The sequence below is a fragment of the Aequorivita sp. H23M31 genome (genome assembly GCF_004022485.1).
Lineage (GTDB): Bacteria > Bacteroidota > Bacteroidia > Flavobacteriales > Flavobacteriaceae > Aequorivita > Aequorivita ciconiae.
In genome coordinates this window covers 1,652,791-1,666,391 of the sequence record NZ_CP034951.1, presented here as the reverse complement: position 1 = coordinate 1,666,391, position 13,601 = coordinate 1,652,791, and the positions used below count along the sequence as shown (strand labels likewise).

The 13,601-nt window shown below is 39.0% G+C and carries 9 protein-coding genes and 1 pseudogene; 3 read left to right on the top strand and 7 right to left on the bottom strand.

The features are described from left to right. Positions 1-353: 353 nt before the first annotated feature. Together EI546_RS07255 and EI546_RS07250 are read left to right on the top strand one after the other, a co-directional pair. Entirely contained in the window at positions 354-980 is a 627-nt protein-coding gene (locus tag EI546_RS07255; protein ID WP_128249919.1) for a PASTA domain-containing protein, read from the top strand. Next, entirely contained in the window at positions 952-2,016 is a 1,065-nt protein-coding gene (locus EI546_RS07250) for an RluA family pseudouridine synthase (protein ID WP_240673183.1), read from the top strand. Before EI546_RS07255 ends, EI546_RS07250 begins: the two co-directional genes overlap by 29 nt. Before the next feature lie 201 nt (positions 2,017-2,217). Here EI546_RS07250 and EI546_RS07245 read toward each other — a convergent pair whose 3' ends face one another. The 7 genes and pseudogenes from EI546_RS07245 to EI546_RS07210 form a co-directional block, all read right to left on the bottom strand. Further along, positions 2,218-4,029: an acyl-CoA dehydrogenase family protein gene (locus EI546_RS07245; protein ID WP_128249917.1), complete on the bottom strand. Its 1,812-nt coding sequence runs from the start codon at positions 4,027-4,029 to the stop codon at positions 2,218-2,220. 430 nt (positions 4,030-4,459) lie between these two features. Further along, complete coding sequence (locus tag EI546_RS07235; RefSeq protein WP_128249916.1) at positions 4,460-5,656, bottom strand: thiolase family protein; 1,197 nt, start codon at positions 5,654-5,656, stop codon at positions 4,460-4,462. A 58-nt stretch (positions 5,657-5,714) separates the two neighbouring features. Then, on the bottom strand, positions 5,715-5,921 hold the full coding sequence (locus tag EI546_RS16800) for a four helix bundle protein (protein ID WP_458410625.1): 207 nt from the start codon (positions 5,919-5,921) through the stop codon (positions 5,715-5,717). 219 nt (positions 5,922-6,140) lie between these two features. Continuing rightward, positions 6,141-8,548: pseudogene (locus tag EI546_RS07225) on the bottom strand (3-hydroxyacyl-CoA dehydrogenase NAD-binding domain-containing protein). Between the two features lie 60 nt (positions 8,549-8,608). Then, positions 8,609-9,064, bottom strand: a complete 456-nt coding sequence (locus EI546_RS07220; RefSeq protein ID WP_128249915.1) for a MarR family winged helix-turn-helix transcriptional regulator — start codon at positions 9,062-9,064, stop codon at positions 8,609-8,611. Positions 9,065-9,190: 126 nt separating this feature from the next. Beyond that, positions 9,191-9,718: a DUF488 domain-containing protein gene (locus tag EI546_RS07215; RefSeq protein WP_128249914.1), complete on the bottom strand. Its 528-nt coding sequence runs from the start codon at positions 9,716-9,718 to the stop codon at positions 9,191-9,193. 156 nt (positions 9,719-9,874) lie between these two features. Then, positions 9,875-11,650 (bottom strand): AMP-dependent synthetase/ligase, encoded by a 1,776-nt coding sequence (locus tag EI546_RS07210; RefSeq protein WP_128249913.1) that lies wholly within the window; start codon positions 11,648-11,650, stop codon positions 9,875-9,877. Between the two features lie 682 nt (positions 11,651-12,332). Here EI546_RS07210 and EI546_RS07205 point away from each other — a divergent pair. Then, complete coding sequence (locus tag EI546_RS07205; RefSeq protein WP_128249912.1) at positions 12,333-13,511, top strand: hypothetical protein; 1,179 nt, start codon at positions 12,333-12,335, stop codon at positions 13,509-13,511. The last annotated feature ends 90 nt before the right edge of the window (positions 13,512-13,601 follow it).

Sequence of the window (13,601 nt, the reverse complement as noted above, 5' to 3'; positions counted from 1 at the left end):
TTGGGATTTTATCCTATTTTATTTCTGTCACATTATGGACTTAATGTAGTTAAAATTTGATGTAATTTTTGATTCAAACAATTCTGTGCCGGAACAAGATAATATTGCGTACGTCCCGTTAGTAAAAAATATGGGGAGCCAAAGACAATATTTAATCGTGTTTTGCCATAGTCACAGCGTGAAAATTCGTCCAGGATTAAATCTCGGTAGCCTTTCAATGTCATAAAGAACTTGAAATCGTCTTAGGTTTCAATTTCAATTTCAATTTCGATTTCCAACAAGGGTCGGTGCAATTTCAACAAAAGACATTACCTTTGGGTCTTTAAATTTTTGGCGACAAAACAAAGAAGCTTATGACATTTTTTCGATTCATTTTTACCCGGACATTTATCAAGCAATTGATATTGGCGTTTTTAGCGATCATAGTTTTGGGATTTCTTATTCTATGGTGGCTTCGAATGACAACCAATCACAATGAGAAAATCGCCGTCCCGGATTTAGCGAAAATGACTTTGGATAAAGTAGAGGATAAGTTGGACGAAATGGATTTGAGATATGAAATTCTGGATTCTGCGAATTATAATCCAAATTATCCCAAATATTCGGTAATAGATCAGATTCCCAAACCTGGAAAATATGTAAAAGAAAACAGAAAGTTATATTTAACCCTTAATCCTTCCGGTTACAACAAAGTTGAGGTTCCAAATGTTTTGGGCCGCACTCGAAGACAAGCAGAACCTACACTTCTGGCTATGGGTTTTGAGATAGGGAAAATAAGTTACCGTCCGCATATTAGCGATAATGTGCTCGAGATGCGATATAATGGCGAAAAACTTGAACCGGGAACGTCTATTCAAAAAACTTCAGTTATTGACTTAATTGTCGGTGATCAATCCCTCAACCGACTTACCACCGATGACGGCTCTGATACAGACGATCAAGCCGTTCCAAATGAAGAAGAGCCCAATGATGAATTCTAAAGAAGATATTGAGGATGCTGGGGGAAGTGATGATCTTTATGAACATTATCGTTTTAAGGCAGATAAAGGGCAAGGCGCTCTTCGGGTAGATAAATACCTAATGAACCTGATTGAAAAGGCAACTCGGAACAAAATTCAAAAAGCTGCCGAATCAGGAAATATACACGTAAATGGTATTCCCGTAAAATCAAGTTATAAGGTTAAAGGCAACGATGTTGTAACTGTAATGTTTGAACATCCTCCTTACGAGTTTCTACTCGTTCCGGAAAACATTCCTCTGGATATTACCTACGAAGATGAGGCCGTGATTATCGTAAATAAGCCTGCCGGTATGGTAGTACATCCAGGTCACGGTAATTATAGTGGCACTCTTATAAATGCACTTACATATCACTTTGAGAATTTGCCGAACAACAGTAGCAATCGACCTGGGCTGGTGCATAGAATAGATAAGGATACGTCAGGTCTTTTGGTAATTGCCAAAACTGAGGAGGCTATGACTCATCTCGCCAGACAATTTTTTGATAAAAGCACGGAACGTGAATATGTGGCTTTGGTTTGGGGAAATGTGGAACAAGATGAAGGAACAATTGAAGGCAATATAGGAAGACATCCTAAAAATCGTTTGCAGAATACCGTATATGAAAACGATTTTGAAGAAAAAGGAAAGCCAGCAGTTACGCATTTTAAGGTTTTAGAACGGTTTGGATACGTTACGTTGGTTTCCTGCCGATTGGAAACCGGCCGCACCCATCAGATCCGTGTCCATATGAAACATATTGGACATACACTTTTTAACGACGAGCGATATGGTGGTGAAAAGATTTTAAAGGGAACCACCTTCACCAAATACAAACAGTTTGTAGAAAATTGTTTTAAGATTCTTCCTCGCCAGGCTCTGCACGCGCGCACTTTAGGATTTGTCCATCCTTTCTCGGAAGAGTATATGCGCTTTGAATGTCCCATACCTGACGATATGGAAGCTTGTCTTGAAAAATGGCGTAATTATTCACAACATATTATTGACGAATCTTAATTCATAAAAACTTACACACCCTGGGGTGTTATGTTTTCCTTCGGAACTATTTATACCGAATTATATTTGAATACGAACTTCTAAAAAAAATAGCCCTCACAGTTTTTGAAATCCATAAGGGCTAAGTTTTTATTCTTGGTTGAAGTAATTTTCAGAAATCTGATAACTTTTCAGAAACAAAGAGCGGTATGCCGCGCGCTATTAAAAGGGATAAGCGTTTTCCGCAATCACCTTTTCAGCAATCGTTTTGCGCAACTGTCCGATATTCGGCATATTTTGGTACTTAGTAAAACGTCTAAGTCCCATAAGCATCATTTTTTGCTCGTCACCCTCAGCAAAGGATAAAATAGCTTCCTTGGCTTTCATAGTTATGATATCCACCGCATGGTATAAATAGAGTTGGGACATCGCGATTTGCTCCTTTTGACTGTCCTTTCCAAAACGTTTTGCATTCTTTTCTGTTCTTAATATCGCACTTTCTGCCATATATATTTCAATGAGGATATCAGCCGCTGCCATTAGGGTTTGTTGGTGCTCCTCCAGCTCCGTTCCGTATTTTTGTACGGCACTTCCTGCTACCATCAAGAAAACCTTTTTTAATTTGGCAATCATATCCTTTTCTTCAGAGAACAATTCGGAATAATCTGGAATGTCGAAGGAGGGAATTCCTGTTAATTCTGAAGCTACCGCCTGGGCGGGATTCAACAAATCTACGTGTCCTTTCATTGCTTTTTTGACCAACATACCAACCGAGAGCATTCGGTTTATTTCGTTGGTTCCTTCATAAATACGAGTAATACGTGCGTCGCGCCAGGCTGATTCCATTGGAGTGTCTGCACTATAACCCATTCCTCCAAAAATTTGGATTCCTTCATCTGTACAATGCTGAATATCTTCAGAAATAGCAACTTTTAAGATAGAACATTCGATAGCGTATTCTTCCACTCCTTTTAGTTCAGCTTCCTGATGGCTGTTACCACCCTCGACTCTGAGAGCAATTCTATCTTCAATATTTTTTCCTGCTCTATAAGTGGCACTTTCATCGACATAGGCATTGGTCGCCATTTCGGCTAGCTTTAATTTTATTGCTCCAAAAGAAGAAATAGGAACATTAAATTGAAACCGTTCATTTGCATACTCAACGGATTTGGTAATTACCCTACGTTGTGCGTCAAGACCCGCGGCCGCTAGTTTTATACGTCCAATATTTAAAGCGTTCATGGCAATTTTAAAACCATCGCCTCGCCCGGCCAACATATTTTCTACGGGCACTTTTGTTTCATTAAAAAACACCTGGCGGGTAGAGGAGGAGTGGATTCCAAGTTTCTTTTCTTCCTCACCCATTGTAATTCCGTTCTCTGGATCATTTTCCACAATGAAACCAGTGATATATTTGTCATCTTCAATTCGGGCAAAAACAATCATTGTATGGCAAAATCCTGAATTGGAGATCCACATTTTCTGACCAGAAATTGAATAGTATTTTCCGTCTTCAGATAGCACTGCCTTTGTTTTGCCGCTGTTGGCATCGCTACCAGCCCCTGGTTCGGTTAATGCGTATGCCCCAAACCATTCTCCAGAGGCGAGTTTTGGGACATATTTCTTCTTTTGTTCCTCGGTACCATATAGGGTGATAGGCATGGTTCCAATACCGGTATGTGCTCCGAAAGCAGTGGCCAAAGAACCTGTTGCGCCAGAAATATAATCACACACCAACATGGTAGTGACGAATCCCATTCCAAGACCATCATATTCTTCGGGTACGGCAACGCCTAGTAGGCCTAGTTCGCCGATTTTTTTCATCATCTCCTCGGTTAGCGCGTAGTCATGGTGCTCAAATCTCTCTTTAAGGGGCCAAACTTCACGATCAATAAATTCCTTAACGGAATCACGCATCATTTTTTGTTCCTCCGTAAAATCTTCAGGAGTAAATACATCTTCGGCTTTTGTTTCTTTTACCAGGAATTGGCCACCGCGAAGGAGTTCGTTGTTTTTTGATTCAGTTGTGTTCATGTCTTTATTAATTAAAGTATTTTTCTTAGAAAAAAAGATAAGAGACTTTAAGGCTTCAAACCATTCTAAAAACCCATGGTCATTCTTTGCCGTTCTGCTATTTTATTTTCCAACTTTTTTAAAATGTATTCGTTTATATATTCTCTATGTTTAGCTATTAAGAATTGAGTTCCAAGTTCGAAAGATGAACTAATGGCCTAGTCTAAGAAGGAACTAAATGATTTATTTGTTCTCCCCAAGCCTTCGGCAATATTGCTAGGTATTGGGACAATTGAGAGCTTAAATCATAACGCTCGTGCTTCGGGAAGGTTAGGAGAATGTCAGAGATGTCGTTAGCTATTTCGGAACCTAATTGCCAAATCTTTAGATTCTTGTAATTATGTCTTTTTCGCATTTCCTCTTTTCTCTATTCTCTATTCTTTGGTCCACACTATTTCAAAAACTCATAAACTCCCGCAGCCCCTTGCCCGGTACCCACACACATCGTTACCATTCCATATTTTCCCTGTAGGTTTCGTTTGCGCATTTCGTCGAAAAGTTGAACGGATAGCTTGGTTCCTGTACAACCTAATGGATGGCCCAGTGCAATAGCCCCTCCGTTTACGTTTACTTTCTCTCGGTCTAAGCCAAGACCTTTGATAACGGCGACGGACTGTGAGGCGAATGCCTCGTTGAGTTCTATCAACTCCATTTGGTCCTGCTTTAATCCTGCTTGTTTCAATGCTTTCGGAATGGCATACATCGGTCCAATACCCATAATTTTTGGATCTACACCCACAGCGGTGTAGCTAACCATTCTGGCTATTGGTTCTAGATTCAATTCCTTTACCATTTCCTCACTCATAATTAAGGTGAAGGCTGCTCCATCGCTCATTTGAGAAGAGTTTCCAGCGGTGACTGTTCCTCCTGCAGCAAATACCGGCCGAAGTTTGGAAAGTGCTTCCATATTCGTACCCTTTCTTGGACCTTCATCTTTATCCACCGTATATTTTTCGGTAACCTTTTTTCCCGCGTCATTAACGAAGGTATGTTCCACTTCTATAGGAACTATTTGATCTTTAAAGCGGTTTTCTTCCTGTGCTTTTAATGCCCGCATCTGACTGGTGTAAGCAAATTCGTCTTGTTCTTCACGGGAGATATCATATTTTTTGGCTACTGCCTCGGCAGTAAGACCCATATTCCAATAGTAATCTTCCTTTCCGTCTTTGGCCAGCTTATAATCGGGCACGGGTTTATATCCACCCATTGGTATATAACTCATGCTCTCTGCTCCTCCGGCAATTATACAATCTGCCATTCCAGTTTGGATTTTGGCAGTGGCTATGGAAATAGTTTCCAATCCCGAGGCACAATACCGGTTTACGGTCATGCCAGGAACATCCACTATATCCAAGGCCATTAAGGAAATAAATCGGCCCATATTCATTCCCTGTTCTGCTTCCGGCATCGCATTCCCTACCATTACGTCGTCAATGCGTTTTTTGTCCAGTTGGGGTACTTCCTTTAAAATATATTTTATTGTTTCCGCAGCCAGTTCATCCGGTCTTTTAAAACGGAAAACTCCTCTTGGTGCCTTGCCCACGGCAGTTCGGTAACCTTTGACTATATATGCTGTTCTTTGTTTCATAACGTGTTATTTTTTTATCGAATAGAGTCTAGAATATAGACAGCTGGAATTTAGAATATTAATCATCCAGCTTATCAATAAAGGCTCCTATCATTTTTTGTAATTGTAATATTTTATCTTCCAATTTGTCGAATTTTACCTGATCTAAATATTCTTCGTTGTAAGCAACAATTAATTGGGTTTCCCATTCAAATGCCGAGCCCAAGCTATCTTCAAGACACTTTTTAAAATGATTATATGTGCTTTTGCTCGAACCTTCAGCAATATTTTAAGCAATTGAAACCAAACATTTGTTCATCTGACTAATCAAGTTATATCTTCCAAAATCAGGTAAAGTTCGTTTGAGCTTATAACTTAACCCAATTAGATTGATACTTTCTTGACAGATCTTTAACTTTTTAAAATTGTGCCGACTCATATCGAAAATAGTTAAATTGTTTTCGCTTTTGTCTAGCCTCTTTATTCTAGCGGTCTAACTTCTCTTCTAATTTCTGAGCGGCTTTCCTTTCTGAATCATATTCTGCAATCTTTCCAATGTTTTTCTTTCTCCGGCAAGGCTTAAGAATGCTTCTCTCTCCAGATCCAATAAATATTGTTCGCTTACATAACTTGCCTCACTTAAATTACCGCCGGCCATTACATAGGCCAATTTATTTGCGATTTTTTGGTCGTATTCGCTAATATAATTTCCGGCTACCATTTGGTCAGTGCCAACTAAGAACATTCCCAATGCCTGTTTTCCGAGAACTTTAATATCGGTTCGGGGGATTGGTTTGGTGTAGCCTTGGTCGGCCATAAATCGCGCTAGCTTTTTTGCTGTGGCGATTTGGCTATCTTGATTTACAACAACAATATCTTTTCCTTTTTGAAGAATTCCCAGGTCGTAGGCTTCATAGGCAGAAGTTGAAACCTTCGCCATTCCTATTGTTAAGAAATATTTTTGAAGAATGTTTAATTCTACATCGTCTTTTGAAAATGCATCGCTCGCTCTAAGGGTCATCTCCTTTGATCCACCCCCACCGGGAATAACGCCAACTCCAAATTCTACTAGACCTATATATGTTTCGGCTGCGGCCACTACTCTGTCTGCATGGAGGGAGAACTCGCAACCTCCACCCAATGTCATTGCGTGTGGAGCTACGATTACCGGAATAGAGGAGTAACGGATACGCATACTGGTATCTTGAAAATACTTGACAGCAGCATTCAATTCGTCATATTCTTGTTCTACTGCCATCATAAAGATCATTCCGATATTGGCACCTACGGAGAAATTTTTCCCGTTGTTGGCTATTACCAATCCATCAAAATTTTTCTCCGCTAAGTCTATAGCTTTGTTCACTCCCGACAGCACATCCGCTCCGATGCTGTTCATTTTGCTTCGGAATTCTACATTGAGAATTCCATCGCCCAAATCTTCCACCACAACTTCATTATTTTTAAAAACTTCGGAAGTTTTACGGATGTTATCCAGAATGATGAATGAATCCTGGCCAGGCACCTTTAAATGTTTTTTCTGGGAGATATTATAATAATAAGTATTTCCGTCCTTTATAGTGTAGAAAGAGTCGATTCCTGTTTCGAGCATTTCATTCACCCAAGGTGCAGGTTCTTTTCCTAAATCCTTTATAAGTTCGATTCCTTTTTTAACTCCAACAGCATCCCAGATTTCGAACGGACCCTGATCCCAACCAAAACCAGCTTTCATGGCGTCATCTATTTTGTATAAATCGTCCGTAATTTCCGGAATTCTTTTTGACACATAGGCGAACATAGCCCCGAAATTTTTTCGGTAAAATTCTCCGGCTTTATCATCTCCCGCAATCAAAATGGGGAAGCGATCGATTACATTATCTACAGATTTTGTTTTCTCTAAAGTCCCGAAAGAGGCCTTTTTACTATTCCTATAATCCAAAGTATCGAGATCCAGAGAAAGGATTTCGCTGCTGCCGTCGTCCTTTTTTATTTTTTATAAAACCCCTGTCCGCTCTTGCTTCCTAACCATTTGTTTGCCATCATGGTGTCAATAAATCCTGGGATTTGGAAGATTTCGTGTTCCTCATCGTCGGGGGCGTTTTCGTAAATCCCGTTTGCAACGTGTACCAAAGTATCTAGACCGACGACATCAACGGTTCTGAAGGTGGCGGATTTTGGACGGCCTATTACGGGACCGGTAAGTTTGTCTACGTCCCCAATTGTCAGTCCCATTTCTTTTACTAGATGAAAGAGACTTTGAATTCCGAAAATTCCAATTCTATTTCCTATAAATGCGGGAGTATCTTTTGCGATTACCGTGGTTTTTCCTAAAAACTTTTGTCCGTAATCATTTAAAAAATCCAAAACATCTTGCGAGGTTTTAGGTCCGGGAATAATCTCAAGAAGTTTTAAATATCGTGGTGGATTAAAAAAGTGCGTGCCACAGAAATGCTTTTGGAAATCTTCACTTCGGTCTTCGCTCATATATTTAATAGGAATTCCGGAAGTATTGGAAGTTATAAGGGTTCCGGGTTTTCTATGCTTGTCCAGATTTTCAAAAACCTGCTTTTTAATGTCAAGACGTTCAACCACTACTTCTATGATCCAATCCACATTTTTTACCTTGGAAATGTCGTCCTCTAGATTTCCTGTTGTTATGCGGTTTGCAAAATCCTTATGGTAGAGTGGGGCAGGGTTGCTTTTAATTGCCTTGGCCAAGTCTTGGTTGACAATCCTATTTCTTACTACCTTATCTTCTAAAGTAAGGCCTTTCTTCTTTTCGTCATCTGTAAGTTCACGGGGGACGATATCCAGCAATAAAACCTCCACCCCGATATTTGCAAAATGACAAGCAATACCGCTTCCCATAATTCCGGAACCGATGACGGCTACCTTATTAATTCTTCTTTTTGACATATTCTAAAATTAAATACTTGCCCGAAGACAAGTCAGTTGTGTTATTAGATTTTCAGTGTTTTATTCGGGACCGTAGATCTTTTTTGAGTTTATTAAATCGTTGATGGTATAAGCTACTTTCCGAAATGTTTGTAATTCTTGGGGATTCACATTTTTTTGTACTGCTTGATCAAATGCCAATACTACTTGTTTGGAAAATTCCCGCATCTCCTTTCCAAAAGGAGTTAAATGGATTAGAACACCACGTCCGTCTTCAGGGTTCGGTTTTCTTTCTATAAGACCCTTTTCTTCCATTGATTTTAGGGTCCGGGAAAGACTGGTGGCTTCAATTCCCATTTTTGGACCTAGAGTAGTGGAAGGGGTTCCGTTTTCTGGATCGATACTTATTAGGGCGAAACCCGTTGCCATCGTACTTCCCTTTTTTCCAGCTTCTTCATTGTACATTTTGGTTACACTCATCCAAGTGGACCGTAAAATATAATCAATGGTTTTTTCTTTAGTTGCTTTTTCTTCCATTGATACCAAAGATAGGAAAATTTATTATGCACGCATAGTAAATTGAACTGTTTTTTTTGGTTTCAGTTCTCAAATAATTATGGAGAGAAGTGGATAATTAACTAAAAGAATATGGAATTGGGGATATTAGTCTTCTTTGGGTTTAGAATAGTCCAATTTTCCATCCACTATTTTTGCGGGAGCGGTATATGGATGTTCGGTAGCTGTCTTGTCATTCATAATATGAAGAACTTTCCACCCTCTTACCTTCAGCGCATCGGAAATCATGGAACGGTGGCAGCTCCACCACACCGCCTCGGCGCACATTATGGCAGTACGTTTTTTTGCAGCAATCTTTTCTAAACGTTTTAAAGCTGCGGAAAATTCCTCAGTATCCATATAGTCGGCATAACCTCTGAATGAAGCTAATCTCCAAGCATCGTTTTTGGAATTTGGATCTACTTTTCTCCTTCCGCCCAAATCTCTCATATGATCGTATTCAAATCCATTTTCGGGCAGAGAAATCTCCATATTTTCCTTGTTGAATTGTGGAAACTTTCGGGAGCCAGGATAGGAGCGTACATCCATCAACAATTCAATGTCAAAGGATTTCAACATATGTAAAAACTCCTTCAATGGATGCGTAGAGTGACCAATAGTCCAGATGGTTTTCATTATTTAAGCGCATTAAACATCTAAAGTTATTAAATCTGAAATACAGATTCCGCTACCCTAGGCCGTTTAACGAAACTTTAATGCAAGGGAGGTAGTGAAAAGGAATTCCAATTAAAATAAAACTACCGATTAAGCTTACCAACTATTGATGCCCGTCTAAGCGCCATAAATTTTATCATACAAATCTTTGTACATTTCCTTGATTACCTTTCGCTTCATCTTCATGGTTGGGGTTAGTTGTCCTCCTTCGATACTCCACGGATCTGGAGTTAGTTCGAACTTCTTGATTTTCTCCCATTGGCCAAATCGCTCGTTGTAGAAATCTACTTCCTCCTGAATACGGTCGATTACCTGCTTATTTTTCACCAATTCTTTGTTGTCCGACGGTAAATTGTGGTTTTTTAGTTTTCCCCATTCCTTGATAAATTCAAAATCAGGTTGAATGAGCGCTGCCGGCATTTTTTCACCTTCGCCAACCACCATCATCTGTTCTATGAAACGCGATTGCTTCATGACATTTTCGATGGTTTGCGGAGCCACGTATTTTCCGCCGCTGGTTTTAAACATTTCCTTTTTACGATCGGTAATCTTTAAGAAACCTTCGCTGTCAATTTCACCTATATCTCCTGTGTGGAAATATCCACCTTCCATAACCTTTTCGGTCTCTTCATCATTTTTAAAATATCCCAACATTACTTGGGGACCCTTGACCAAAATCTCTCCGTCCTCTGCGATTTTTACTTCAGTTTCGCGAAGTGGTTTTCCTACAGTTCCAATTTTAAAACCGTGATTTCGCATGTCGTTTACAGATACCACTGGAGAGGTTTCTGTAAGTCCGTATCCTTCCATTACAGGAATTTGTCCTGCGTTGAATACACGCGCCAACCTTGGTTGAAGAGGTGCGCTACCAGAAGCAATTGCTTTTATGTTTCCTCCGAGTGCCTCTCTCCATTTACTGAAAATTAATTTATTTGCCAGTTTTAACTGGGTTTCGTACCACCAGCCATTTTGGCCGTAAGGTTCATACCTTAATCCTAAATCAATCGCCCAGAAGAAAAGTTTCTTTTTAATGCCGGTAAGTTCTCCACCTTTCGCATAAATTTTATCATATACTTTTTCTAGAACTCGCGGAACAGCAGTCATCACTTCTGGTTTCACCTCATTTAAATTCTGGCTTATCGTGTCTAGCGATTCGGCAAAATAAAGTTCTACACCACAATATTGATACATATAGTGAAGCATACGTTCGTATACGTGGCAAACGGGCAAAAAGCTCAATGCTTTAGACTTGCCCATAACGATTGGCAATCTTTCCGCACTGTATTTCGCATTGCTGCCAATGTTTTTATGTGAAAGCATTACACCTTTTGGTTTTCCGGTTGTTCCCGAAGTATAAATGAGGGTCGCAACATCATCCTCGTGAATGGCTTCTTTTCGCTTGTCCAATTCTGATTGGTTGCTTTCATCTTTTCCCATTTGCAAAACTTCCGACCAGTTTTTAGCTCCCTCAATTTTGTCGAAGGTATATACCTCCTTCAAAGAAGGAACGTTTGCTTTAATGGCCATCACTTTGTCATACACCTCTTTATCTGAAACAAAACAATAAATCGATTCACTATGATTTAAAACATATTCATACTCATCCTCCGAAATTGTAGGATAAATAGGTACATCCTGTGCCCCGGTTTGCATAATTGCTATATCGCAAATATTCCATTCCGTTCGGTTTGTCGACGAAATCAACGCTATTTTGTCATTAGGCTTAACCTCCATTTTAATCAACGCTCGGCTGAGGGCATTCGCTTTGTCTATATATTCCTGAGTAGAGGTAGCCACCCATTTTCCCTCATATTTGGTAATCAGTGCTTTTTCCTGAGGATATTTCTCAAGTTGGTAATATGGAAAGTCGAAAAGTCGTTTTGGATCTGTCATGATTGTGATGTTAAGGAAGTGAAAATAACAATAATTTTTGAGGTTTTTGTCTTGAAATAAAAAGAAGGCATACCCACCGGATAAAAGTCCGAAAATACGGGGAAAGGATTTACAAAATTGAATACACTGAAGGCATAATCATAATTATATTTGAGGAAGAGGTACTCATTAATAGCAATAGGAATTTAGATGAATTTATAAGCAGTCTTTTTTGGTTATTCTCTTCCGTTCGGCCAATCTTATTCTTTTTTAATTTGTTCACTAATTCAAGAATAAATTTCGAGAATTTATTTAGCAAGGGTAAATATTTTTAATAAAAAATTTGCTATAAGTTTAGTAAGTTAAAAAAATCTAAAACTCATCGTTATTTTATTTTATTTATAATTATATTTGGCTCAGAGCTTTATGCTTTACTCCCCAATTGATTGGAACCCAGGAGCATATTGATGTTGTTGGGTTTCTTCTTCTTAAGTCCCCTCAGGTTTTCACGATTGGTCCTAGTTTTTAAATTAAAGACGTCTTTTTTCCAAAAGGAGAATATCATAAATATGCAAAACGGTCATAATAAGCTCATTGCTAAACTCCTTTCATTTTAATTTAGTAGTTTTAACAATCAACTACGGAAACTATTACTAATTGATGGTTTCACTTTCAACGAATACTAAATTAAAAATCAACTACAATGAAAATTTTTTCAAATCACATTTTGTATGCGGCTTCACTATTTTTCTTGATTGCTGCGTGTTCTTCTCCAAAAGAGAAAAATGATATAGGCGAACCCAATAATTCCATCCTAGAAGCTGGATTATTGAAATCTGGAGAATCGTATTCCATGAAGATCGATAGCATAGGCGATATTGATTGGTTCGCAGTTCCGGTATCGGGACAGGGGTATCTCGACGTGAGTGCCAGAAATATTCCAGATAATTTAAACTTTGTAGTACGTTTTGCCAATAAGGAGGAATGGAAATCACAAAAGGAAAACTGGATATCGGGTGAATTAGGATTGCCTGCAACTATAATTGTAAGTAAACCAGATACTATTTATTTTGCTTTTAAGGATAAGTATAACAAGAATTTCTCCGAAGAGGAAATTGTATTTAAGGCGGAATTCATAGAAGAGTTTGACGAGCACGAGCCAAATAATGAAGCCGATGGCGCCACAAGTGTGTCGACTGGGGAAATCGTGAAGTCAATCTTTTACCCAACTACAGATGTTGATTGGTTTAAAACCCAGGTCGATAGTTCGGGATATCTTATGGTTCAGGCTAGACAGGTTCCTGAAAATATAAACGTGGAGGTTCGTTTTGCCAAGAAAGCCGATGAATTTGGTAAGGTGGAATATATTAGCGGAGGCATGGGCCTTCCTGCCTCAATTCAGGTAAATACTCCAGGAGATTACTATATCCAATTAAAGGATAAATACAATAAGGAAATGTCGCGCGATATGGCGGAATGGAAGGTTGATTTTATAAAGGAGATGGATAAAACAGAGCCCAATAATAATTTTAAAGAAGCGTATAATTTAACCATAAACGACACCGTGCAAATAGCTATTTTTCCTCAGGGAGATAAGGATTATTTTACTTTCACTCCAAAAGCGAATTCCACACTCCGTATAGCAGTAGGTTTTCCCGCAGATTTCAGAGCTGAATTTCAGCTTTACGAGGAAGTGGATTTTGAACAAAAGCCAATCGATAAATGGAAAACCCTACCTGCCAAAATAGAGGTCAAGGCCAACCAAAAATATTACATCCAATTGCAAACCAAGTATGATAAGGCATTTTCACCAGAACCTTCTAAGTTTTCTGTAAGCCGAATTGATGGAAGACCGGGAGAAAAGGAAGATACGGAACAATAGAACCTATTAATTTTTTTCTATTCCTGGGGAATTGCTGTAATATTAAAATCTTGTTTTTATATAGAAAATTAAAAGCCGCAAAAAGCGGCT

What these genes read in the sequence shown, in the direction of transcription:
- EI546_RS07215 (WP_128249914.1), bottom strand. Translation starts at nt 9,718, where the DNA reads ATGAAAACCATCTGGACTATTGGTCACTCTACGCATCCATTGAAGGAG.
- EI546_RS07210 (WP_128249913.1), bottom strand. Translation starts at nt 11,650, where the DNA reads ATGACAGATCCAAAACGACTTTTCGACTTTCCATATTACCAACTTGAG.
- EI546_RS07245 (WP_128249917.1), bottom strand. Translation starts at nt 4,029, where the DNA reads ATGAACACAACTGAATCAAAAAACAACGAACTCCTTCGCGGTGGCCAA.
- EI546_RS07235 (WP_128249916.1), bottom strand. Translation starts at nt 5,656, where the DNA reads ATGAAACAAAGAACAGCATATATAGTCAAAGGTTACCGAACTGCCGTG.
- EI546_RS07205 (WP_128249912.1), top strand. Translation starts at nt 12,333, where the DNA reads ATGAAAATTTTTTCAAATCACATTTTGTATGCGGCTTCACTATTTTTC.
- EI546_RS07250 (WP_240673183.1), top strand. Translation starts at nt 952, where the DNA reads ATGAAGAAGAGCCCAATGATGAATTCTAAAGAAGATATTGAGGATGCT.
- EI546_RS07255 (WP_128249919.1), top strand. Translation starts at nt 354, where the DNA reads ATGACATTTTTTCGATTCATTTTTACCCGGACATTTATCAAGCAATTG.
- EI546_RS07220 (WP_128249915.1), bottom strand. Translation starts at nt 9,064, where the DNA reads ATGGAAGAAAAAGCAACTAAAGAAAAAACCATTGATTATATTTTACGG.